General features: G+C 69.6%; 20 protein-coding genes. 6 read left to right on the top strand and 14 right to left on the bottom strand.

Annotated elements, in window-relative coordinates:
• Window positions 1–54: 54 nt before the first annotated feature.
• A complete protein-coding gene (locus BLU77_RS17640) occupies window positions 55–816 on the bottom strand; it encodes a TetR/AcrR family transcriptional regulator (RefSeq protein ID WP_089774328.1) in 762 nt (253 codons plus the stop codon).
• A gap of 102 nt (window positions 817–918) precedes the next feature.
• Here BLU77_RS17640 and BLU77_RS17635 point away from each other — a divergent pair, with 102 nt between their 5' ends.
• Entirely contained in the window at window positions 919–1,896 is a 978-nt protein-coding gene (locus BLU77_RS17635; protein ID WP_089774327.1) for an ATP-binding cassette domain-containing protein, read from the top strand.
• Window positions 1,893–2,750 carry an ABC transporter permease gene (locus BLU77_RS17630; RefSeq protein WP_089774326.1) on the top strand — a complete coding sequence of 286 codons (858 nt, stop codon included), beginning with the start codon at window positions 1,893–1,895 and terminating at the stop codon, window positions 2,748–2,750. Before BLU77_RS17635 ends, BLU77_RS17630 begins: the two co-directional genes overlap by 4 nt.
• A gap of 50 nt (window positions 2,751–2,800) precedes the next feature.
• On the opposite strand, the gene BLU77_RS17625 is transcribed toward BLU77_RS17630, so the two are convergent.
• Window positions 2,801–3,823: a Gfo/Idh/MocA family protein gene (locus BLU77_RS17625; RefSeq protein WP_089774325.1), complete on the bottom strand. Its 1,023-nt coding sequence runs from the start codon at window positions 3,821–3,823 to the stop codon at window positions 2,801–2,803.
• 143 nt (window positions 3,824–3,966) lie between these two features.
• On the opposite strand from BLU77_RS17625, the gene BLU77_RS17620 reads away from it, so the two are divergent.
• Complete coding sequence (locus tag BLU77_RS17620; RefSeq protein ID WP_089774324.1) at window positions 3,967–4,803, top strand: PDDEXK family nuclease; 837 nt, start codon at window positions 3,967–3,969, stop codon at window positions 4,801–4,803.
• 74 nt (window positions 4,804–4,877) lie between these two features.
• On the opposite strand, the gene topA is transcribed toward BLU77_RS17620, so the two are convergent.
• The 3 genes from topA to BLU77_RS17605 form a co-directional block, all read right to left on the bottom strand.
• Window positions 4,878–7,583 carry a type I DNA topoisomerase gene (gene topA, locus BLU77_RS17615; protein WP_089774323.1) on the bottom strand — a complete coding sequence of 902 codons (2,706 nt, stop codon included), beginning with the start codon at window positions 7,581–7,583 and terminating at the stop codon, window positions 4,878–4,880.
• A 166-nt stretch (window positions 7,584–7,749) separates the two neighbouring features.
• Window positions 7,750–8,673, bottom strand: coding sequence for a phosphatase PAP2 family protein (locus BLU77_RS17610; protein ID WP_175477195.1), 924 nt, complete (start codon window positions 8,671–8,673; stop codon window positions 7,750–7,752).
• Between the two features lie 54 nt (window positions 8,674–8,727).
• Window positions 8,728–10,251, bottom strand: a complete 1,524-nt coding sequence (locus BLU77_RS17605; protein WP_089774321.1) for a DUF7059 domain-containing protein — start codon at window positions 10,249–10,251, stop codon at window positions 8,728–8,730.
• Between the two features lie 238 nt (window positions 10,252–10,489).
• Between BLU77_RS17605 and BLU77_RS17600 the strand changes: the two genes are divergently transcribed.
• Window positions 10,490–11,875: an MFS transporter gene (locus BLU77_RS17600; RefSeq protein ID WP_089774320.1), complete on the top strand. Its 1,386-nt coding sequence runs from the start codon at window positions 10,490–10,492 to the stop codon at window positions 11,873–11,875.
• A 7-nt stretch (window positions 11,876–11,882) separates the two neighbouring features.
• Here BLU77_RS17600 and BLU77_RS17595 read toward each other — a convergent pair whose 3' ends face one another.
• Genes BLU77_RS17595 through BLU77_RS17575 form a run of 5 tightly spaced genes read right to left on the bottom strand, consistent with a single transcriptional unit; the run spans window position 11,883 to window position 17,634 of the window.
• Window positions 11,883–13,277 carry an amidohydrolase family protein gene (locus tag BLU77_RS17595; RefSeq protein WP_175477194.1) on the bottom strand — a complete coding sequence of 465 codons (1,395 nt, stop codon included), beginning with the start codon at window positions 13,275–13,277 and terminating at the stop codon, window positions 11,883–11,885.
• Between the two features lie 2 nt (window positions 13,278–13,279).
• Entirely contained in the window at window positions 13,280–14,899 is a 1,620-nt protein-coding gene (locus tag BLU77_RS17590) for an ABC transporter permease (protein ID WP_089774319.1), read from the bottom strand.
• A complete protein-coding gene (locus BLU77_RS17585; protein ID WP_089774318.1) occupies window positions 14,896–15,672 on the bottom strand; it encodes an ABC transporter ATP-binding protein in 777 nt (258 codons plus the stop codon). The genes BLU77_RS17590 and BLU77_RS17585 overlap by 4 nt, the downstream gene beginning before the upstream one ends.
• On the bottom strand, window positions 15,669–16,691 hold the full coding sequence (locus BLU77_RS17580) for an ABC transporter substrate-binding protein (protein WP_089774317.1): 1,023 nt from the start codon (window positions 16,689–16,691) through the stop codon (window positions 15,669–15,671). Before BLU77_RS17580 ends, BLU77_RS17585 begins: the two co-directional genes overlap by 4 nt.
• Before the next feature lie 31 nt (window positions 16,692–16,722).
• Window positions 16,723–17,634, bottom strand: a complete 912-nt coding sequence (locus tag BLU77_RS17575; RefSeq protein ID WP_089774316.1) for a nucleoside hydrolase — start codon at window positions 17,632–17,634, stop codon at window positions 16,723–16,725.
• Window positions 17,635–17,772: 138 nt separating this feature from the next.
• Between BLU77_RS17575 and BLU77_RS17570 the strand changes: the two genes are divergently transcribed.
• Complete coding sequence (locus tag BLU77_RS17570; RefSeq protein WP_089774315.1) at window positions 17,773–18,852, top strand: substrate-binding domain-containing protein; 1,080 nt, start codon at window positions 17,773–17,775, stop codon at window positions 18,850–18,852.
• Here BLU77_RS17570 and BLU77_RS17565 read toward each other — a convergent pair.
• Window positions 18,821–19,657: an SDR family NAD(P)-dependent oxidoreductase gene (locus tag BLU77_RS17565; protein WP_089774314.1), complete on the bottom strand. Its 837-nt coding sequence runs from the start codon at window positions 19,655–19,657 to the stop codon at window positions 18,821–18,823. The genes BLU77_RS17570 and BLU77_RS17565 overlap by 32 nt on opposite strands.
• A 38-nt stretch (window positions 19,658–19,695) precedes the next feature.
• On the opposite strand from BLU77_RS17565, the gene BLU77_RS17560 reads away from it, so the two are divergent.
• A complete protein-coding gene (locus BLU77_RS17560) occupies window positions 19,696–21,297 on the top strand; it encodes a winged helix-turn-helix domain-containing protein (RefSeq protein ID WP_342741476.1) in 1,602 nt (533 codons plus the stop codon).
• Window positions 21,298–21,303: 6 nt separating this feature from the next.
• Here BLU77_RS17560 and BLU77_RS17555 read toward each other — a convergent pair whose 3' ends face one another.
• From BLU77_RS17555 to BLU77_RS17545, 3 genes are all read right to left on the bottom strand, one after another.
• Window positions 21,304–22,125: a class I SAM-dependent methyltransferase gene (locus BLU77_RS17555; protein WP_089774312.1), complete on the bottom strand. Its 822-nt coding sequence runs from the start codon at window positions 22,123–22,125 to the stop codon at window positions 21,304–21,306.
• 120 nt (window positions 22,126–22,245) lie between these two features.
• Window positions 22,246–22,812, bottom strand: coding sequence for an OsmC family protein (locus BLU77_RS17550; protein ID WP_089774311.1), 567 nt, complete (start codon window positions 22,810–22,812; stop codon window positions 22,246–22,248).
• Window positions 22,813–23,069: 257 nt separating this feature from the next.
• Window positions 23,070–23,492, bottom strand: coding sequence for a hypothetical protein (locus tag BLU77_RS17545; RefSeq protein WP_089774310.1), 423 nt, complete (start codon window positions 23,490–23,492; stop codon window positions 23,070–23,072).
• Window positions 23,493–23,525: the final 33 nt, after the last annotated feature.

The raw sequence follows: 23,525 nt of genomic DNA, 5'->3' as shown, positions 1-23,525 counted from the left end.
CATATGTGCCGGGCACGGCACTCGCTTCATTTCCCGCCGGACCAGGCGGCACCTTCAGGACGACTCGACCTGCCGTTCCAGGCCGTCGAGGAAGCAGTTCAGGCCCAGATCGAAGGTCTCCTCCCAGGTGCCGTCGAAACTGTCCATACCGAGCGAGGCCATCACTGGGTAGTTCCCGGACGCCATGGCCGCCTCCATGAACGGCAACTGCGCTCCCCAGAAGGCCTCGTCGTCGAGACCGGACTCCTCGGTGACGCGTTCGTAGTAGATCTGCTCTCGCACAGCGCCGGTGACGTAGCCGTCGAGCGCAACGATGACGTTGATCTTCTCCTTGTCACTCATGGGCAAGTCCGTCAGTCCCGCCATCGTCTGCTCGAGCCCGGCCACACTGCCCGGGCCGAGCGTAGGTCTGGTCATATTGACCTGGAGCAGCCACGGGTGACGCAGATGGAGTGCCCGCCCTGCACGCGCATCGGACTCCAGGGTGGCGCGCCAGGTACGCGAACCTCGCGGCGCAGTTCCGACCGGCGCCAGCACGCGGTCCAGGACCAGGGCGAGCAACACGCGTTTGTCCGGCACATAGCGGTAGAGCGTCATCGTGCCCACGCCCAGCTCGCGCGCGATGCGTCGCATCGACAGTGCCTCGACTCCGTCCGCGTCGGCCACCTCAATAGCAGCCTCGACGATCGCCGCCACGGTGAGTCCGGGCTTCGGCCCCCGCCCCGCGGGCGTATGCCCGTGCCAGAGCAGTTCCAGCGCACGAACAAGTTGAGCGTGCGCCTCGTTCCGGGCTGTCTCAGGTGAGGTCGATGCCATGGGATCCCACTGTACCGATCGTTTCGCGTGCAGCGTACGCAGTTTGACTGAGTGCATCGTACGCAGTACTTTTGGCGTACACCGTACCCAGGAGGAGGGGATATGTCACCAACCGTTCTCGCGGTCGAGGCGTCCGGGCTGACCAAGCGCTACGGCACCACGGTCGCGCTCGACGGCGTCGACCTTGCCGTCCCGCGCGGCACCGTGCACGGGCTGCTCGGGCCCAACGGCGCCGGGAAGACCACCACCGTGCGCATCTTGACCACGCTGACGCGTCTCGACGAAGGTCAGGCCTCCGTCGCCGGCCACGACGTCCGGACCGACCCACGCCTGGTTCGCCGGGCCATCGGCCTGACCGGGCAGCAGACTGCTGTCGACGACCTGCTCACCGCGCGCCAGAACCTGACGATGTTCGGACGCCTGTTCCGCCTCGACAAGACGTCGGCTCAGCGGCGCGCGGACGAACTGCTCGAGCAGTTCAGCCTGACCGATGCCGCCGATCGAGCGCCGAAGAAGTTCTCCGGTGGGATGCGCCGCCGCCTTGATCTGGCGGCCTCGATGATCCTTGCCCCGCAGGTGCTGTTCCTCGACGAGCCGACCACCGGACTGGACCCGGCGGGCCGGCGCGAGGTGTGGCACGCGATCCGCCAGCTGGCGGCACAGGGCACGACCGTGCTGCTGACCACCCACTATCTCGACGAGGCCGACCAGCTGTGCGACCGGATCAGCGTGGTCGACCACGGTCGCAATCTCGTCGAGGACACCCCGGCAGGACTGAAGCGCCGCATCGGTGACGAACGTCTCGAGCTGACGGTGGCCGACCCCGCTGACCTCGATCAGGCGGCGGACCTGGTGCGGCGGGTGACGGATCTCGCGCCCGATACGGACGAGGGCGGCACCACCCTGAGCGTGCCGGTGCCCGACGGCGTCCGTGCACTGACCGAGGTGGCCTCGGAGATCCGCGCAGCCGGCCTCACCCTGGCCGACATTGCGCTCCGCCGCCCGACCCTCGATGAAGCCTTCCTGCAGCTGACCGGCGATCAGGCCGTGCTCGCTGCACCGACGGAGGAGACCCGATGAGCACGACTTCGGTAAACCAGCCCGCCGTGACCGACGACACGCTCGGCAGTCGCCTGCGCTGGGCACTCAAGGACACCTGGACCATCGTGTTGCAGGAGTTCATGCACCTGCTACGCCAGCCTTCCACGTTCGCCTGGCAGCTCGGCATGCCGGTGGTCATGGTGCTGATGTTCGTCTACGTCTTCGGCAGCGCGATGGACGTCACGGGGATGGGCGCCGGGGTGGGGTACATCGACTACGCCATGCCGGGCATGTTCGCGATGACGATCGCCTTCGGTTTCATGAACACCGCCTTCCCGGTGGCGTTCAACAAGGAGAAGGGCTTCATGGACCGGTTCCGGTCCATGCCGATGTCCTCCTCAGCCGTGGTGACCGGACGGGGCGTGGCCGACATCGTCCAGGCGGCCGTCGATCTCGCCGTGATCGTGGCCATTGCCCTGGCGATCGGCTGGCGCCCTGGCGGCACGCTCGGCGAGACCCTCGCGGCCTTCGCCCTGCTGCTCTGGCTGCGGTTCGCGCTGATCTTCGTCGGGATCTGGATCGGACTCCGGGTGAAGAACACCGAGGCGGCCGGCAACCTGTTCGCGATCGCGTTCCCGCTGGGGTTCATCTCCTCGGTCTTCGCCCCGCCGCAGATGATGCCCGGCTGGCTGGGGACCGTCGCCGCGTGGAACCCGGTGTCGTCGACCGCCTCGGCCATCCGGGAGCTGTTCCACACCCCGGGTGTCGACCTCGCGACGAGCACCTACTGGATCGAGGGACAGGCCATCGGCGGGGCTCTCATCTGGCCGGCGATCGTGATGATCGTCTTCGTGCCCTTGGCGGTGCGGCAGTTCCAGAACCTGAGCCGCTAGCCATCCGGGTCGTCGCGACGGCGGTCGCGGCGACCCGGGCCTTGGGCGCCTCACTCCCCCGGGAGCACCACACCGAACTGACGGCGCGCCTCGTCCATCATCTCCATGACGGCGATCGTGTCCGCCCAGGAGTGCACCTCGGACTCCGTGCGACCGGCGGCCACACAGCGTGCCACCTCGGCGGCCTGGTACTCGAAGCCGCCGCCCACCGGTGGGGTGAGGGTCCGCGGTTCGCCGCCCTGCGGCCGCACCGTGAGGGTGGTGGGGGCGAAGAACGTCGGCTCGATCTCCACCCTGCCCTGGGTGCCGGTGACCGTGGCGGCGTTCCGGGTCCCGCCCTTGAGGCTCGCGCCCAGCAGGGCAAGCGCCCGATTGCCATACCGCAGCGTGATGACGTCGCTCTCGTCCACACCGGTGGCAGTCGTCGTGCCGATCGCGCTGATCTGGTCCGGGGCGCCGAGCACAGCGTAGGCGAAGGAGACGGGGTAGACGCCGAGGTCGAGCATGGCGCCGCCGGCAAGGTCCGGGTTCTTCAGCCGGTGGTCGTCACCTACGTGGTTCAGCCACTGGCCATGCTCTGCGGTGACCATGTGCACCTCGCCGATCTCCCCGGAGGCGATGATCTCGCGCAGCGCCACCATGTGAGGGAGGAGCCGGCTCCACATGGCCTCCATCACGAACACCCCACGGGCCTTCGCTGCCTCGAAGAGTTCCCGGGCCTCCACGGCATTCCGTGTCAATGACTTCTCCACCAGCACCGGCTTCCCGGCCTCGATGGCGAGCATGGCGTGCTCGAGGTGCTCCGAGTGCGGGGAGGCCACGTAGACCGCCTCGACCTGTTCGTCGGCGACGAGGTCCGCATAGTTGCCGTACGCCGTCGGGATCTGGTGCTTCTCGGCGAAGGCTTGCGCCCTCTCCAGGCTCCGCGATCCCACGGCCACGACCGAGCCGGAGGAGTGCGCGGGGACGTCCTGGGCGAACTTCGCGGCGATCCCGCCGGCGGCAAGGATCCCCCAGCGCAGTGGCGGCGCGTCGGCGGGGTCTGGTCCGTAGGTGAGGTCGTGGATCGTCATGGCCTCAGCGTAGAGCGCCGACCGAGACGACGGCGATACGTCACAGCGCGCGCATATGGCGCAGGGTCTGTCATATAGCCGTCATTTCAGCGTTGTCCACAGGGCCCTCACCGGGAGTGGGAAGGTCCGGCAGGCTGGTGGCCATGACCGGATCACCGCTCGCCGACGCTGTCGGGATCTACCCCACCTGGTCCCTGGAGGCCCGCGGGATCGACCGCCGGCACCGCATGCGCTTGATCGAGGAGGGCCGACTCGTCCCCGTCACCCGTGGCTGGTTCGCCACCCGTGACGCAGACCAGACGGCACTCATGGCTATGCGGTCAGGAGCCCGGTTGACCTGCATCTCGGCGGCTCGCATCCACGGACTCTGGTCACCCCTCGTCCCGGGCATGCACGTCTATGCTCGGCGAGGGCGAGTACCACCGAGATTCATCGCCCACGGCCCCTACTGCGATGCCTGGCCCGAGACCGAACCGGTCGCCAGCCTCGGTCTGTGTCTCCAGCACGCAGCACGATGTCTCACACCTGAACAGTCCGCCATCCTCTTCGAGTCGTCGATGACGCACAAGCTCCTCACGCCGGGCGAGGTCGGCGACCTTGCCCGGCCACTCCCGCTCAGGATCAGGTCACGCCTCGGCGTGCTCTCCGGGCTCAGCCAGTCGGGATCCGAGACTCGAGTGGCGCGTTGGCTCCGCGGCCGCGGAATCGCATTCACGCAACAGGCACGCATACCGGGCGTCGGGAAGGTCGACTTCCTGGTGGGACGTTCGTGGGTGATCGAGACCGACAGCAAGGCACACCACACCGCCGTGCCGAACTACGAAACAGACCGTCGTCGCGATCTGGCGGCACGACTGCTCGGCTATTCAGTGACTCGGCTCAGTTTTACCCAGGTGTGGGACGACTGGGCGGCAACACAGCGTGATCTTGGCGCACTCATCGCCACCCGTCACCATCTGCGGGTCCCACGGGCCGCCTGATCCCGCGGAACTGACGGAAATGCGTCGACCCTCGCACGATGGCGCGAGGGTCGACGCATTTCCGTCAGTTCACGTCAGGACTTCTTCGCGGGCGCCTTCTTCGCCGGTGCCTTCTTCTTGGCCGGAGCCTTCCGCGCCGGAGCCTTCTTCTTCGCCGGACCCTTCGCCCGCTTCTCCGCGATCAGCTCATAGGCCCGGTCCGCGGTGATGGCGTCCACCGAATCCGCCGAGCGCAGCGTGGCGTTCGTCTCGCCGTCGGTCACGTACGGACCGAACCGGCCGTCCTTGACCACCACGGGCTTGCCGGAGACCGGGTCCTCGCCGAGTTCCTTGAGCGCCTTCGACGCACTCGCCCCACGCCCCCGCTTCGGCTGGGCGTAGATCTCCAGGGCCTCATCCAGGGTGAGGTCGAAGAGCTGGTCCTCGCTGGTCAGGGACCGGGAGTCAGTGCCCTTCTTCAGGTAGGGCCCGTACCGGCCGTTCTGGGCGGTGATCTCGTCTCCGGACTCCGGGTCGGTCCCCACCACCCGCGGCAGGGAGAGCAGCCGCAGCGCGGTGTCGAGCTCGATGGTGCCCAGGTCCATGTCCTTGAACAGGGACGCGGTGCGCGGTTTCGCCTTCGCGGGCTTCTTCTTCCCCTTCGCCGGCGGCTCCGGCTCCGGCAGCACCTCGGTGACATAGGGACCGAATCGTCCGTTCTTCGCCACGATCGTGTGCCCGGTCTCCGGGTCGGTACCCAGCTCCCGGTCACCATCGGCGTTCGCTGCGAACAGTTCCTCGGCGCGGGCTGCGGTGAGCTCATCGGGAGCGATGTCGTCCGGGACGGAGGCGCGTCGCGCCTGCCCGCCCTCCTCAGCGGGTGGCCCTTCGAGATACGGACCGTAACGCCCCACCCGCAACGTCACGCCGTCGCTGATCTGCACGGAGTTCAGCGCCCGGGCATCGATCTCGCCGAGGTCCTCCACGAGGTTCTTCAGACCTTCGGCACCGTCCCGTCCGAAGTAGAACCCAGCCAGCCAGTCCACCCGGTCGGCGTCCCCGGCCGCGATCCGGTCCAGGTCGGACTCCATCTCGGCGGTGAAGTCGTAGTCGATCAGCTTCGGGAAGTGCTCCTCCAGCAGCCGGATCACGGAGAACGCCACCCAGCTGGGCACCAGTGCCTGACCGCGGCGCAAGACGTAGCCCCGGTCCGTGATGACCGAGATGGTGGCGGCGTAGGTGGAGGGGCGGCCGATGCCACGCTCCTCGAGAGCCTTGACCAGGCTCGCCTCGGTGTACCGCGGAGGTGGGGAGGTCTCGTGACCGTCAGCGGTGAGCTCGTCGGTGGCGACCCCGTCACCGGTCTGCAGGTCCGGCAGGCGCGCATCCTTGCCCTGGCCCGCTGCGTCCTCGCTGTACCGGTCGACGTCACGACCTTCTTCATACGCGGCGAGGAACCCGCGGAAGGTGATCACCGTGCCCGAGGCAGCGAACTCGGCCACCCGCCCATCGGTGGCCGTCCCTTGCAGGCGCACGGACGCCGTCGACCCCTTCGCATCAGCCATCTGGGAGGCCACGGTGCGCTTCCAGATCAGCTCATACAGGCGGAACTGGTCCCCGCTGAGCGCGCTGGCCACCTGCGCCGGCGTGCGGAAGGTGTCCCCTGCCGGGCGGATCGCCTCGTGCGCCTCCTGCGCTCCCTTGGACTTGGAAGCGTAGTGGCGCGCCTTGGCCGGCACGAAGTCGGCACCGTAGAGCTCGGTGGCCTGGTTGCGGGCTGCGCTGATCGCCTGCCCGGACAGTGCCACCGAGTCGGTCCGCATGTAGGTGATGTAGCCGTTCTCGTACAGCCCCTGAGCCACCCGCATCGCCGTGCGGGAGTTCATCCGCAACTTCCGAGAGGCCTCCTGCTGCAGCGTGGAGGTGGTGAACGGCGCGGCCGGACGGCGGGTGTAGGGCTTCTCCTCAACGCTGGAGACGGTCACGTCGCTGCTCTGCAGGGCCGTGACGAGCCCGCGTGCAGCCGCCTCGTCCAGGTGCAGCACGGAGCTGCTCTTCAGCGTGGCGTCGTCGCGGAAGTCCTTGCCGGTGGCCACCCGGGCGCCGTCGACGGCCACCAGACGCGCACCGAACGTGGTCCCGGCGGTAGCGCCGCGCCCACCGGTGAAGGTGCCGCGCACATCCCAGTACTCGGCAGCGACGAACGCCATCCGCTCCCGCTCGCGCTCTACCACCATCCGGGTGGCCACGGACTGCACGCGGCCGGCACTCAGGCCCTGGCGGACCTTGCGCCACAGCACCGGCGAGACCTCGTAGCCGTAGAGACGGTCCAGCAGGCGGCGGGTCTCCTGCGCGTCCACCAAGCGCGTGTCCAGGTCCCGCGGCTCGGCCAGGGCTCGCTGGATCGCCTCGCGGGTGATCTCGTGGAACACCATCCGCTTGACCGGCACCTTGGGCTTGAGCACCTCGAGCAGGTGCCACGCGATGGCTTCCCCCTCGCGGTCCTCATCGGTGGCGAGGTAGAGCTCGTCGGCATCCTTGAGGAGCTTCTTGAGCTCGGTGACCTTCTTCTTCTTGTCCGCGTCCACCACGTAGTACGGGTCGAAGCCGTTGTCGACGTCGATGGCGAACTTCTTGTACGGCCCCTTCTTCATCTCCGCGGGCAGTTCCGACGGCTGCGCCAGGTCGCGGATGTGGCCCACGCTCGCTTCGACGTCGAAGCCGGAGCCCAGGTACCCGGCGATCGTTCGCGCCTTCGCCGGGGACTCGACGATCACAAGCTTGCGGGCCGTTGCGGTCACGCGGACCTTCCTTCATCGGGTGTGCACTGGCAACCAGTGCAACTCAGGGACTCTCGCGGTGTGACGGTACAACGTGTTCGGCTGCGCCGTCGCCCAGCGGACTTCTACGCCTGTGTGACGCACACCACCCGAAGGTAGTGGTACTGCCGAAAAGGCTCCGACGACGTCAGCCGCGTTCGTAGGGCCGCATCACGAGCATGCTGCCCATCGTCAGGCACGCCGTCGCCGCCACAGCGAGGCTACCCCCAGCGTACGCGAGGGTGGTCCCGGCGCTGCCCGGATCCATAATTACGGTGCCCGGAGCAGGCAGTTCAGCCAGCACCCAGGCACCGATCGCGACCGCGACGACACCGCTGAGCAGACCGAGGCCGCCGAGCACGGCGGCCGCGTTCACCGGTGGTGCTGTGCGATAGCCACGTGGCAGCGGGGTGGCAGACCGGAACTGCCGGGATGCCTCGACGAGGAAGTACCAGGCAGCCACCACGAGATAGGCGGCCACCACGTCCGATGGGCGGTGCCAGCCGCCCACCAGAGTGCCGAGTCCGGTCAAGCTGGCGTAGACGGCACCGGCCACGGCCACCACGCCGCGCAGACGGTGCGGAGCGATCAACAACGCCGTGGCCGCCACCGATGCGGCCACGGTGGTGTGCCCTGATGGCAGCGAGTTCCCCAGGGCGTAGGTGACGTCCAGGTCGGGTCGCGGCAGGACGGCCTTGAGCAGTTGCGTGGTCAGGTTCGCCCCGCCGAGGAGCACCACGGCACCGACGGCGATCGACTGGCGCCGTTGCAGCACGGCGAGTGCCACGGCGGCGATCAGCGCAGCGGCCACGAACGGGATGGACACGATCGTCAGTACCGGGGTGAGCAGCGGCTCCAGTGTGTCCCGCCCGAACGCCGCCCCCAGTGCTGCCACATCGTCGAGCAACTGACCGCTGCGGGTGGTCACGAACACCCACCAGAGGACAACCACGGCCACCGCGCTGAGCACCGCCGCCGCGATCGGGACGGCAGCACCCCAGAACCGGGCAGCTCCGGACTGTGGTGCGGGCTGCACTGAGCGGGGCGGGCTGGTGGGGGCCATCGTGGTCATCATCGCGCACGATAATCGGCGAGTCTGGGGATTTCCTGGGCGCGCGGCGGACGATCAGAGCAGCAGGAACCCGTCCAGCACCAGTTCGCGGACCTGCGGCAGCACGGACGCGAGCACGGCGTCCCGATCGGTGTCGGTGAGCGCGGCCACCCCGGCGGCGATCTGCGCGACGCTCAGGTCCCCATCGCAGGTGCCCACCACCGCGGCGAGGGCCGTGTCCGCCCGCACGCTCCGGCCGAGCCCGCCACCCTGGTGCAGCACGATCACCTCGGGGTGGGCCGATCCGGGCCGATAGTGCCGTTCCTCGGTGACGTCGGCGGCGACGGTGAGAGCCTGCTCGGCGAACGCCCCGTCATCCAGCGCCGCCAGTGCGTCCTTGGCCTGCAGGGTGGCCGCGATGGTGGGCCACAGCGGCCCGGTGACCGGACCGGTGAATTCCTCCACCCGGTGCCAGGGGGCACGGGCCGGGCCGGCGGGAGCGACGCCGTCGGACTGGTCCGGCTTGGACAGGGTGACGTACCCGAACCCGACGGCAACCACACCACGGTCGGCGAAGTCGTCCAGCCATGCGGCATAGCCGCGCTCCCAGGCATCCCGGTCCCGGTCCGGGGTGATGCCACCGTCGCGCAGCCAGGTCTCGGCGTACTCGGCCGCGTCGGCGCTCTCCCGCTGGATCACCCATCCGTCCAGGCCGGACTCGGTCAGCCAGGCCTGGATCCTGTCGAAGCGGCCCTCACCATCGCGAACCTCCCAGTTCACGAGCAGCTGCGCCACACCGCCCGGGGCGAGCACGTCGGCCACCCCTGTGACCAGGTCGCGCACCACATCGTCACCGCGACGGCCGCCGTCCCGGTAGGTGTACTCGGTGATGCCCGCAGCCCGCGGAGTGATCACGAACGGTGGGTTGGAGACCACCAGGTCGAACTGCTCACCGGCCACCGGCTCCAGCATCGACCCAGCGCGCAGGTCGAGCGGCACGTCGTTGAGGGCGGCGTTCAGCCGGGCGAAGGCGAGAGCACGGGCGGAGATGTCCGTGGCCACCACCTCCCCGCTGAACGGAGCCACATTGAGGGCCTGCACGCCGCACCCGGTGCCCAGGTCCAGGGTGCGGCCTACCGGGTGGCGGAGAGTGAGCTCGGCCAGGGTGCGGGAGGCGCCGCCCATCCCGAGCACGTGGTCGCCGGTCACGGCCCGCCCGGTGGTGGCTTCACCGAGGTCGGCGGCCAGCCAGAACTCGCCGGCAGCGGTATCGATGGGGCGCAGATCGACGGCGCCGCGCACCGGTGTGGGGCCGGTGGTCAGTCCGAGCTGCTTCGCCCCGGCGGCGCCGGTGCGCGGGAGGGCGGTGTCCAGCTCGGCGGGACTAAGGGTGTCACCGAGGATGAAGGCGCGGGCGAGCAGCGCGGCCGGGTCGGGTCCGGCCGAGCGCGCGGCGCGGACGGCGGGCAGCACCTGCTCCCGGGCGAGGGCGGCCATCGGCACCGGCCCGAGCACCTCGGTGAGCCGGTCCACGGTGTACTCGGCGTCGGTGAGATCCGCGCGCAGCGCCTGCACCGCCTGGGCGTTCGGCTCGTCCATCACCCTCCCCTCCCTGAAATCACACGTCGAACTGGTTGTCCGAGCGTAGTCAGCCCAAACATCCTCGCCGCCACGTGAGGAGAAGTGCTGGCCCGATCGACGGTCATACGCAAAGCTGCGCCGCATAGGCCCCCAGCTCTACGTATCGCCGTCGATCCGGTCACGATGACCAGGCGTTGCCGCACTATTTTCCGGCTCAGACACCCACCAGTCACCTTCCAGTGCCACAGTTGGACCCATGACCAGCGCTGCTGTGCCCCGGCCCAAGGACCGCACCCTCACCTGGCCGGTGATCGCCTGGTCGCTGTGGGACTGGGGGTCGGCCGCGTTCAACGCGGTGATCACCACCTTCGTCTTCACCGTGTACCTGACCTCCGACGCGTTCGGCCCGAACGCCGACCGCAGCCTGGGCACCGCCCTGGCGATCGCCGGGTTCTTGATCGCAGCGACCGCGCCGGTGATCGGGCAGCGCGCCGACCGCGCCGGGCGCCGCACCCTCTGGCTCGGCGTGAACACCGCACTGGTGATCGCCGCGTCCGCCTCGCTGTTCTTCGTCCAGCCCTCCGCCGAATACCTCTGGCTCGGCCTGGTGCTGCTCGCGGCCGGGAACATCGCCTTCGAGTTCGCAGGAGTGAACTACAACGCGATGCTCGCCGACGTCTCCACCCCACGCACGGTCGGCCGGGTCTCCGGGATCGGGTGGGGCATGGGCTACCTCGGCGGCATCGTCCTGCTGCTGTTCCTCTACCTCGGGTTGATCCAGCCGGAAGTCGGCCTGTTCGGCATCACCGGCGAGGACGGCCTCGACGTGCGGGTGAGCATGCTCTTCTGCGCCGGGTGGACCCTGCTGTTCTCGATCCCGCTGCTGCTCACCGTGCGCGACGGCCCGCGACCGACACAACAGGGCGCCCAGGCCGGACTGATCGAGTCCTACCGGCTCCTGTTCGGCACCATCCGGGACCTGTGGCGCGCCGATCACAACACGGTGTACTTCCTGCTCGCCTCGGCCGTGTTCCGGGACGGTCTGGCCGGGGTCTTCACCTTCGGGGGTGTGATCGCGGCGGGCACGTTCGGCTTCTCCCCCGGTGACGTGATCATCTTCGGAGTGGTGGCCAACGTGGTGGCCGGGATCGCCACCATCATCGCCGGTCGGATCGATGATGCCGTCGGCCCGAAGCGGGTGATCATGGCGTCGCTGATCGCGATGGTGATCATGGGTGTGCTCATCTTCGTCCTGCACGACGGCGGCCGTACCGTGTTCTGGACGTGCGGCCTGGCCCTGGCTGCTTTCGTCGGGCCGGCACAGTCGGCCTCGCGCACCTTCCTGGCGCGCCTCATCCCCGCCGGACGCGAGGGTGAGGTGTTCGGCCTGTACGCCACCACCGGCCGGGCGGTGAGCTTCCTCGCCCCGAGCATGTGGACGCTGGCCATCTCCCTCGGGCTGGTGGTCACCGGTGCCGACGACGCCCAGTACTGGGGCATCCTCGGGATCGTCCTCGTGCTCCTGGTGGGACTGGCCCTCCTGACCCGGGTGAAGCCGCACGATCACGCGGGCGCCGCGGGGTTCGGTGGCTCCCAGGGTGCTGATGCGGACGCCGCCGGCGAACCGGGCACAGACTCCTGACCCGCACTCAGCCGATCGCGTCCATCAGCTCACGCTGACGGCGGGCGGCCTGGTACCGGACCCGCTCGACGTCCACCGTGGTCACCTCACCGTCGGCGACCACCTGCTGTCCGTCCACGAAGACCGACTCCACGTCCCGCCCGCTGGCGCACTCGTACAGGAACGCCTCCGGGGAGGCGTAACCGGCAGCGTCGGCGCTGGAGGTGCCAACCAGCACGACGTCGGCGCGCCGTCCGGCGGTGAGGGCACCGAGGTGGTCGGCGAACCCGCTCGCCCGGGCACCGCCACGGATGGCCATCGAGAGCGGCTCCTCGGGAGCGATGCCGTTCCGGTTGTGGCTGCCGGTGGCCTCCACCAGCTGCTGGCCCACTCGGGCGAGCATCGCCACCCGGAAGATGTCCAGCGTGCCCAGGGTGGCCACCCCGTCCGTACCGAGCCCGATGGGCACCCCGCGGCGCCACATGCGGATCGCCGGTGCCGCACCGATCGCGTAGTTCCCCTTCGCGCAGTGGCAGGCGGAGACCTGATGCTCGGCGTATGCGGAGATGTCGGCATCCCCGGCGAGCACCGAGTGTGCGCCGTGCAGCGTGGGGGTGAAGACCCCGATGTCGCGCAGGTAGTCCACCGGGCGGAGCCCGTACCGTTCCAGGCAGTAGTCGATTTCGTAGGTGCCCTCCACCAGGTGCGTGTGCACCTTCACCCCGCGCCGCTGCGCTTCGGCGTGGATCGCCGTCACCAGCTCGGTACTGCAGGTGATGACCTGGCGTAGCGACATGCCTCCGGTGACCCGGTTGGAGCCGTCGGCGGCGGTGGGCAGGGCGTCGACCACGGCGACGTTCCTGGCCAGGGCTTGCTCCGTCGTCGTGATCATCGACTCGGGGATCCGGGACCCGGTGTCCATCGTGGAGACCGTGACGGTGCCGCGGATGCCCACCTGCTCGGCGGCGGACGCCATCAGCTCGGGGTGCGGTCCGCCGGACTCGAGGAAGTTCGTGGTCCCGCCGGCGAGCATCGTGGTGTACGCCAGCTCGCCGGAGAGCTGCACATCCTCCGGGGTGAGGGCGGCCTCGAACGGCAGGTAGTACTCACGCCAGGTCGGCACGCGCAGCGCTCGGGTCTGCTGCAGGGTGGAGATCAGGCCGCGCATCAAGGTCTGTGCCGTGTGGAAGTGGGCGTCGGTGAGGCCCGGGATCGCGATCTGCCCGGAGGCCAGCACCCGGCGCGCCGGGTCCCAGCGCTCCGCGAGCTCGGCGGTGGGTCCGACCTCGGCGATCACCCCGTCGGTGATCGCGATGGCGCCGTCGGCCACGACCCGCCGGTCGTCGTCGAAGGTCACCACGTGGGCGTTCTGGATCAGCACGTCGGCACGGCGCACGGGGACGTCCCCTTCCTTGATGGTCACGGTCAGAAAGCCACACCGAGGCGGCGGGCCACGAGGCGGTCGATCAGATTGATGGCGGAGTAGAGCACGAGCACGATCAGCACCAGCAGCAGCCCGCCGCTCCACAGGGTGAAGTAGTCGGCACGCACCGCGGCGGAGGTGAGGAGGTTGCCCAGCCCGTTCCCGGTGGCGATCCACTCCGCGAGGGTGGCACCGGTGACTGCCCCGGGGACCGCGATCCGAGCCGAGGCAGTGATCGCCGGCAGGGCGTACGGGATCCGGGCGCGGAACGCGGCCGTGCGGGCCGAACCGCCGGAGGCGTAGATCACGTCGAGCGCGCCGTCCGGTGCCGCCTTCAGGCCGGCCATCACGGTCACCAGGGTCGGGAAGAAGGTGACGAGGGTGACCAGCACGGTCACGCCGACCAGGTCCCGCCCGAAGACGAGCACGATCAGCGGGGTGATCGCCACCAGTGGCATCGAGCGCAGCACGATCGCGAACGGCATCACGGCACGTTCGAGACTGGGCACTGCCACCAGGAGCACGGCGGCCGAGACGGCCACCAGGGTGCCGACGACGAACCCGACCGCCGCGTGCACAGCCGACTCGCCGAGCGCCGTCGTGAAGGCGGTCCAGAACTCCTCGGCCGGGGCGCCGGTGAACGGGTTCCCCTCCTGGAGGAAGCGCCACACGTCCAGCGGGTCCTTGACGAAGAACTCGTCGAGCCCGAAGACCGGGCGCAGGCTCCACCACCCGCCCACGAGCACCACGACCGAGGCGAGCGCGCCGACCAGCAGCTGCCACGGGTGCAGCCGCACCTGCTCGGCGCCGGCCACGGAGGTGCCGACCGAGCCACCCTTGCCGGCCCACGGCACCAGGATCCGCGCGGCGATCGTCACGAGGGCGTACCCGGCGGCGGAGACGAGTCCCATCGTGATGGCGATCGCCCACACCCGATTGATCATCAGCGCGTCCTGGGCGCTGATCAGGATCGCGCCGAGCCCTTCGTTGGCACCGAAGAACTCGGCGATCAGCGCACCGAGCACGGCAGCCGGGACGGCGATCTGCAGACCGGCGACGAGGCTCGGCAACGCCGAGGGCACCCGCACCATGCGCAGCGTGGTGAGCGGGCCGCCTCCCGCTGCGAAGACCACGTCGCGGGCCCGGTCGTCCGTGGAGCGGAGTCCGAGCAGCAGGTTGATCAGCAGCGGGAAGTACACGGCGAGGGCGGCGACCACCACCCGGGCGGTCTGGCCCTGGAAGACCACCACCAGGATCGGGGCGATCGCCACGAACGGGATCACGTGCACCACCACGGCCACGCGTACCACCACGGGCTCCCAGGTGGGCGCAAGGATGGAGATCACCACCAGCGGGATGATCACCACCACCCCGAGGCCGAATCCCCAGACCGCCGTGCTCAGCGTGGGGCCGATGTTGGCAGCCAGCAGTGACCCGTCCGCCGCGAACTGCGCTGCGAGCTCCCACGGGTACGGGACCAGGCTGGTGTCCCGGAGCAGAAAGGCGGTGGCCAGCCACAGCGCCAGTACGGCGCCGATGACGCCACCGGTGTGCATCAGGGTGCCGTGGCGCGCCGGGCCGGCGGCCTTCACGCCGCCACGGGTGCGGGTGGGTGCGGTCATGACGCGGCGGACCGTGCGTCGAACAGGTGCCGGGAGAGCTCGTCGGTGAGGGCGTGGAACTCCGGTGTGTGCTGGACCTCCGGCTCCCGCGGGCGGGGCAGGTCCACGCTGACCTCGGCGGCGATCCGGCCCGGCCGGGCGGCCAGCACGATCACCCGGTCGGAGAGGAAGACGGCCTCGTCGAGCGCGTGCGTCACCAGCAGCGTGGTGGTGGGCCGTTCCACCCAGATGCGTTGCAGTTCGATGTTCATCTGCTGGCGGGTCATGTCGTCCAGAGCGCCGAAGGGTTCGTCCAGCAGGAGCACCTTCGGTTCCAGCACGAGCGCGCGGGCGATGGCCACCCGCTGGCGCATCCCGCCGGAGAGCTGCGCCGGGCGGGCCTTCTCGAAGCCGGTGAGTCCGGTGAGCGCGACCAGGTCGGCAATGGCCTTCCGATCCACGGGCCGACCCGCCACCTGCAGCGGGAGCGCGATGTTGGCCTCTACGCTGCGCCAGGGCAGCAGGGCGGCGTCCTGGAACGCCACCCCGATCGCGTTCTCGGTGCGCACCTGTTCGGGCGCACGGCCCAGCAGGGCGAGCGAGCCGGAGGTGGGTGCGTCCAACCCGGCGTACATCCGCAACAGGGTGGACTTTCCGCACCCGGATGGCCCGATCAGGGCGATGAAGGCGCCCTCGTCGGAGGTGAAGCTCACCTCGTCGAGCGCCTGCACCTGCGCGTCCCCGCTGCCGAAGGTCTTGCTGACCCGCTCGGCCTCGAGGCCTCGAGCCGTCACAGGTCCTCCTGCACGGAGGTGTCGAAGATGGTGCCGGCGTCGACCTCGAGCCCGACCCGGTCGTAGAAGTCCTGCTGGGAGGCGATGCCGTCGTCGGTGAGCAGGACCGGCTCGCCGGCCTCTCCCGAGGCGAGGTCTGCCCACACGGCGGCGCTGGCTGCCTGCTGGTCGGGGTCCAGGCCGAGCTGCTCGCCGTAGGTGTCGACGACCACCTGGGCGGCGGCGTCCGGGTCCGCGACGAGGTCGGCGGTGCCTTGCGCGATGGCCCGCAGCATGGCCACGATCGTGGCCCGCTTGGTCTCGTCCTCGAGGGAGTCGGCCCTCACGACGAGCACGCCGCTCCACCGGTTGTACCCATAGTCGCCGAGGCGGATGGTGGAGACGTCGTGGCCCTGCGCCTCTAGAGCGATCGGCTGGTTCGCGAGGGTGCCGGACATGGCATCCACCTCGCCGGAGACCAGCGCGGCCGGGTCGGCGCCGATGTTGACGCTCTCGATCTGGCTGTCGCCCACGCCCACCAGCTCGAAGAAGGGCGGGTAGACCCGGTCGTCGGAGGGGGAGGTGCCGAACCGGCGGCCCTCCAGGTCGGCCGGCTCCTCGATGCCACTGTCGGCGAGGGTCACGATCGCGGACGAGGAGGTCTGGTAGATCGCTCCGACGGCGACCAGGTCGGCACCGGCGATGACGGCGTTCGCGAGCCCTTCGCTGTTCAACGTCCCCATCAGCACGTTCCCGCTGACGATCTGGGCGTCCGAGTTCACCTCGGGGCCACCGGGCTCGACGGTCACGTCGATGCCTTCGTCGGCGAAGTAGCCGTTCTCGTCGGCCACGATGATCGGGGCCGACTCGACGTTCGGGAACCAGCCGAGCTGGACGCTCGCCTCGCTCAGCACACCGGCATCAGCATCGCCGCCGGTGCCAGCATCGTCGGAGCAGGCCGCCAGGACTCCGGTGGAGGCGACGGCGGAGAGGGCGAGGCCGGCGACGATACGGCGGCGGGACGGGTGGCGAGTGGTCACAGGTTCTCCTCGGTGAGACGGTTGACGGGGGTCAGAGGGTGAGCAGGTCCAGGACCGCGGTGCGGTCCAGCGTCTGCGGGATGGTCAGGCGTGGGCGGTCGGTGCGGGCATCCCGCCAGTCCACGGCGGTCACGCCGTGGCCGAGACCGCCGTCATGCCCGACGACGACGGCGTGGTGGGCGGCGTCGGTCACCACACCCGGGTGGAGGGCCACGGCCATCGCCAACGGGTCGCACCGGCCGTAGTCGGCAGCATCGCGGTAGGCGGCATCGGTGGCGACTCGGTGCTCGTGCAGGGTGCGCACGGCCACGGCCGCAGGGCTCGAGCCGGCCACCATCTGGGCCATCTCGGCACGGCTGAATCGCACGGCCAACGCGAGGTCCCAGGTGATGAGGGTAAGCTCGGGCACCGTGGCGAGCACGATCTCGGCCGCGTACGGGTCGGCGTAGATATTGAACTCGGCGTTGATGCTGGCATTACCGAGCCCCGACGGCGTTCCCCCCATGGCCACGACCGGTCCGATCCGCTGTGGCAGGGTCGGGTCGATCCGGATGGCCAGGGCGAGATTCGTGAGGGGGCCCAGGGCCACGATGCGCAGGTCCTCACCATGGGTGTCGGCGAGCTCGAGGATGGCCTGGACGGCGTGCTGCGGGTGGACCGGGGGCAGGTCGGAGTCGTCCCACGGGGTGCCTCCGAAGCCGTCGGCGCCGTGGATGTGCTCGGCGAGCACGGGGTTGCCCAGCAGGGGGCCGGAGGCACCGACGTAGATCGGGACGGTCGGCGAGATGGTGCCGACCAGACGTTGGGCGTTCCGGGTGACGTGGTCGATGCCCACGTTGCCGGCGACGGTGGTCAGGGCGAGATCGGCCGGGTCGGTCCGGGCGAGCGCGATCGCCAGGGCGTGCGCGTCATCAAGGCCCGGATCGGTGTCGATCAGGAGCATGGCACTCCTTCGTGTGCTGGTGCCCCCGCGAGGGCGAAACGTTTTCGCATCGGTGGCTAGACTGTAGCGATCGACCACGTCGTCCGCAATACCGCGACCGATGGCAGCTCATCCAGCCAGCTCGAGAAGGGAGCACGCGTGCCGGCACCGAGTGCGTCCGGGAGTGGCCGACGGCGGAGCAACCGCCCGACGATCGTGGACGTCGCGGAGGCAGCGGGAGTCTCCCTCTCGACTGCCTCGAAGGCGCTGAACGGACGGGACCGGGTGGATCCGAACACGCGCCGCCGAGTGCAGGAGACGGCAGAGCGGATCGGCTATCGGCCGAATCCGCGGGCTCAGCGGCTGCGCACCGGCCGGTCGCAGGCCGTCGCCCTGATCACCGCGCTGCCGGCCAGCATCGTCTCGGAGGCGTCCCAGCTCGGCTTCCTGCTGGACCTGTCGATGCCGATCGCGCAGGAGTGCCTCAACCACGACTACTCGCTCATGCTCGTCCCTCCGCTGCATCACGTCGACATGCTGGACGGGATCGACGTGGACGGGGCGATCGTGGTGGACCCGACCGTCGAGGATCCGATCTCGCGGCGCCTGCGGGACCGGGGCGTGCGGGTGGTCACGGTCGGTCGCGCGAGCGACGCCCAGGACGGCTACATCGACCGCGGCGCGGCGGGGATGGACATCATGCTCGCTCACCTGGCGGGAGCCGGAGCCCGCCACGTGGCCGTGCTGCTGAGCTCGGAGTCGTACTCGCTGACGCGTTCGTTCCGCAGCCACCTGGATGGTGCGGGACCGCCGCCGGGCACGCGGTGCTCCATCATCGAGGCGCCGGCGCTCGAGGGCGACCGGGGCGGGTACGAGGCCACCCGGGCCGCCCTGGCGGCCCAGCCCGACATCGACGCCGTCTACGCACCGCTCGATGCCTTCGCCGTCGGGGCGGCCAAGGCGGCCCGGGACGTGGGCCGGTCTATCCCGGAGGACCTGATGGTCGCGACGAACTACGACGGCCGGCGGGCCATGCTCGCCGACCCGCCGCTGACTGCGCTGGACCTTGACCTGCCCGGCCTGGGGCGCACGGCAGCCCGGCTGCTGTTCCGCTCGCTGACCGGGGAGGAGCGGCCGGTCGAAGCGGCACCCACCCCGCGGATCGTGGAGCGTGGCTCCACCGCGCGCGAGTCGGCCAGCGCACCCCTCACCGCGCCGGAGGAATCTCCCAGTCGGTGACCCGCAGTCGCCGGCCGGTCTCGGCACCGTCGGTGGCCGCGGCGCGGGCGCGTAGCTCGTCGACGGTGTCGGTCCCGGCACGCAGGTAGCACCCGGAGAGCCGATCGAGGTCTCCCGCCGCGATAGCCACCGCGATCTCCGTGACAGCTTCCGGCGGCGTCCAGTCGGTGCGGTCCGCATGGGCGATCATGCTCGCGGTCATGTCCGTGGCGACCACCCCGGGGGCAAGCTCGAAGGCCCGCAGACCACGCTCGAAGCCGGCCTCGTGCAGCCCCCCGCCGATGCGGAACAAGGCCGTCTTGGCAGCGTTGTAACCGACAGTGCCGTCCATGTCTCGGGTGCCGGCACCCGAACTGAGGTCGATCACCCGGCCGCCGCCACGTGCGAGCATCCCGGGAGCCACCGCTCGGGCCAGCAGGAACGCCCCGTAGACGTTCACCTCCAGCACCTGCCGGACTTCCTCCGGATCCGCCTCCCAGAGCGGGACCTCACCGTCGATCAGACCCGCGTTGTTGACGAGCAGGTCGACCGATCCGAGCTCACTCTCCGCGGTAGCCACTGCCCGGGCGACGGCGTCGGCATCGGTGACGTCCGCCGTCAGGACGAGCGCCTTGCGCCCGTGCGAGGCGATCTCCTGAGCCACCTCCCTGAGACGGTCGCCGTCCCGGGCAAGCACCGCCACGTCCAGTCCTGCGTCGGCCAGCCCGACGGCGAGATGGCGCCCGATCCCCCGGGAGGCGCCGGTGACCAGGGCCGTCCCGGCGGGAGGCGGGGGCAGGACATGTCCAGCAGCAGAGGAACTCATCCATCGATGGTAGAGCCGTCCGAGCCTGCCCCCAGGATGTGGATCCGCCCCTGATCGGTACCCTGACGGGGGTGGCCTTCCAGTTCGGCGAGTGCGAGCTTGACCGCGATCGGTTCGAGCTGACCCATCGCGGTCAACCAGTATCGCTTGAGCCTCGGGCCATGCAGGTGCTGCTCCACCTGATCGACGCACGGGGCCGGATGGTGCCCAAGGCGGAGCTGCTGGACAGCATCTGGGGAGACCGATTCGTCAGCGAGTCGGCGCTGAGCAGTCAGATCAAGGCGATCCGGCGCGCCATCGGCGACACCGGAGACGCCCAGCGGATGGTCCGTACCGTGCACGGGCAGGGGTACCGCTTCGTGGCACCGGTCACCGAAGGTGCGCCGCACGAGGCGCCGCCCACACCGGAGACCGGGAACGAACTGCTCCCGTTGTGGCAACCGGTGGTGGCGGTGCTGCCGTTCACCGACCTCGACCCGAGCTCGGGACGTCCACAGCTCGGCCGGGGGCTGCGCTACGACCTGATCGCCGCACTGTCGAAGTACCGATGGCTGCGCGTGCTCACGAGCGCCGCCACAGCGGGCCTTGCCGGTCAGGCAGACGTCATTGACCGCCTACGGTCCGAGCTCGATGTCCGCTACGCCGTCGAGGGAACTCTCTGGCTCGGCGGTGACCACCTGCGGGTCTCGGTGAACCTGACCGACACCAGCACCGGCGTCTGCCTGTGGGCCGATCGATTCGAACGCCGGGTCGAGCGACTCTTCGACGTTCTCGACGAGATCGTCAGCACTGTCGTGGCCACGGTCGAGCCCGAGGTCGGGTACGCCGAACGCACCCGGAGTGGCGCCCTCCCACGCACGGACATGCAGGTGTGGGACACGTTCCACCTCGGCCTGCACCGATTCTTCCAGTTCACCGCCGAGGGGAACGAGGACGCTCAGCGAATGTTGAGCGAGTGCCGCAGCAGGGATCCCGGGTTTCCCGATGCCCACGCCTGGTGGGCCTACGCCACCGTGCTCGGCATGGTGTATTGGGGCACGGACCCAGTCCCGGACCTGCTCGACGAGGCCCTCGCCGCCTCACGTCAGGCCCTCCGCAAGGACGAGCAGAACGCCCTCTTCCATGTGCTGTACGGGCGAGTCCAGCTGGCTCGCCGCGAGTACGGCCCCGCGCTGACCGCCAACGAACGTGCCCTCGAGCTCAATCCGACGTTCGCGGCCGCATATTGCGGGGTCGGTGACTCGCTGTGCTACGAGGGCCGCTACCGGGAGGCGATGGCTCACTTCCGCCGGTCGGTCGCGCTGGGTTCACACGACCCGCAGCTGTGGGCGTTCTACACCTACGGCGCGTTGGCGCTGGTGTTCGACAAGCAGTTCGACGAGGCGATCGAGTGGACACGCAAGGCATCCTCGATCGTCAACTGCCAGTACTGGACCACGGCGCACCGGGCGGTGGCGCTGGCGCACCTTGGTCGTGTGGAGGAGGCCGAGTGCACCGCCCGCGACCTGCTGGCGCAGTGCCCGCAGTTCTCCCAGGCCTACGCCGATCGCAAACTCTTCTACCTCAAGCGACCGGAGCAACGAGAACTCTATCTCGAGGGCTTGCGATCGGCGCAGGTGCCGGCAGGCGACCCGGACTAGCGTGGACTAGCCGGCCCGGTCCGCGACGGCCACCAGGTACTCCCACTCGCTGCGCACGGTGCCGTCCTCGAGCAGGCCGGAGCCGGCGATGAGCGACGCGAGCGCAGCACGGAAGCCAGGCCAGTCCTCCTGTGGCAGCCGCTGCGCAGCACGCAACGTCGGCCCATAGTGGGCCAGGAAGTGATCGGCGAACTGTTCGGGCGAACGGAACCGCATCGAGATGGTCCCGGTACTGAACTGCCAGCCCGTCACCTGGTCGGCGAAGAGCTCGGTGAGCACGTCGCGACTGCCCCACCGGATCGGCGGCAACGCGCCCGGAGGTGGGGGCACGTACTGGCCGACGGTCCGCAGCAGCTGCCCGACAAACCCGCCCGGCGTCCAGCTGAGCAGGCCGATCCGACCCTCGGGTGCACACACCCGGACCAACTCGTCGGCCGCCCGCTGATGGTCGGCGGTGAACATCACACCGATCGCGGAGAGCACGTAGTCGAAGCTCGCGTCCCCGGCGCTCAGGTCCTCCGCATCACCGACCTGGAACGTCACATCCAGGTCCTCAGCCCGGGCGCGTTCCCGCGCGACGTCGACCAGGGCGGGCACGTAGTCCACGCCGACTGCCGTGCTGAACCGCCGTGCAGCGGCCAGGGCGACGTGTCCCGTGCCCGTGGCAACATCCAGAACCCTGCTCGAGGGCCGTAGGTCGACGGCGTCGACGAGGATGTCCGCGAGCGGCACCGTCAGCCAGGCGATCCGGTTGTAGTCGCCGCTGGCCCAGGTGGCCTGCTGCGACGCCTTGAGGCCGGGAGGAGTGGCCGTGGGGATGGCAGGCATCACTGATCTCCCTCGAACGCGGCGTGCCACCGGGATGGGCGCGTGGGAAGCATGGGTCTCTCACTTTCTGTGGTGTGGACTCGTGGCCGGACGGCGGAGGGCATCGCCCGGCCACGAGGTTCAGGAGCGGGCGATGGTGACCTCGACCGGGTTCCGCAAGATGTCGAGCACCGGAGACGTGCGCTGAACGTGGCCGGCCAGCTCGTCGATGGCTTCGGGACTGCCGTCGCTGTCGATGCGATAGGTCACCTCGACCTTCTGGTAGCCGGGCCGGGACTGTGGCTCGAGGGCGAGGAAGCCGTGCAGGTCCAGCGATCCGGTCAGCTCGATCTGCATGCTGCGGATGGTGATTCCCTGAGCGGCCGCGTTGTACGCCATCCCGACCGCCAGGCACGAGGCCAGTGCATGCAGCACCACTTCGACGGCGTTCGGGGCCTGATTGCTACCGAGCAGCACGGGAGGTTCGTCTCCGTCGAGCACGAATGGCGTGGTGCGTGACTCGTCCTCGGTGCCGGCACCCCAGAACCCTTGGATCCGGGTGCGGGAGTGGCCGCCGTCAATCCAGTCGTTCTGGGCTCGGAACTGGAACTGCGCGACATTGCCGTCGGCCTGGATGGCCTCGACGGTCTGGGTGAGCTGGTTCAGATCGACGCCGTTGGTCCGGGCGTCGCTCTCTGTGGTGGTCATCGTCGACTCCGTTCATCGTCTGACCGCCGTGGTGCGGTCGGGCAGTCAGTCTTCACACTCGGTTGTGGAGGCGCTTGGAGCGGTGCCGGAGAGTGCGTGGAGATGGGGTGGAGGCCCGCCAGGCTCCTGGCAGCATGCCCACCGAGCGAGAGAATCCGGCACACGGAGCACGCCTGCTCACCGGGACCTGGTTGCGTCGGTCCCGGTGAGCAGGGCGCAGGTTCGGGCGGCGACCGGTGAGCCAGTCCCACCCTGGGCTACCAGGTGAGCGCCGTCGTCCGGAACGACCGGCACTTCCAGCCGCCGTACCACTTCCGCAAGCAGGCGGACCCCCAGACCGTGAGCCGGTCCCGCTCGAAGTCCGCCCGGGCGCAGACTTTCGCCTTCGCGACCCCGACGCCCGCGCCGAGGCAGAACTCGGGCCGGTCGCGACTGATCGTGCCTCCCCCGATGTACTGCTTGAGGACGTAGAGGCGCACGTCGATCTCACCACGGGCGTACTCGAAGCATCCCTTGAGCACCCAGATGTCGATACAGGTGCTGCGGGCGATCTCGACCTCGTCGACGGTGTCGGCCAGGGCATCGAGCTGCTCCGGCATGAACCCGGTCTCACCGTCCAGCTCGTCCTGGGTGAAGACGAGTGCGTCAGTGTGGTCGTTGTCCGTGTACGTGGTGCTCATCAGATCCTCCTCGAGTCATGACCGAGGATCGAT

Origin of the sequence: Ruania alba (assembly GCF_900105765.1) — a bacterium.
GTDB lineage: Bacteria > Actinomycetota > Actinomycetes > Actinomycetales > Beutenbergiaceae > Ruania > Ruania alba.
This window is presented reverse-complemented; position numbering and strand designations above follow the sequence as displayed.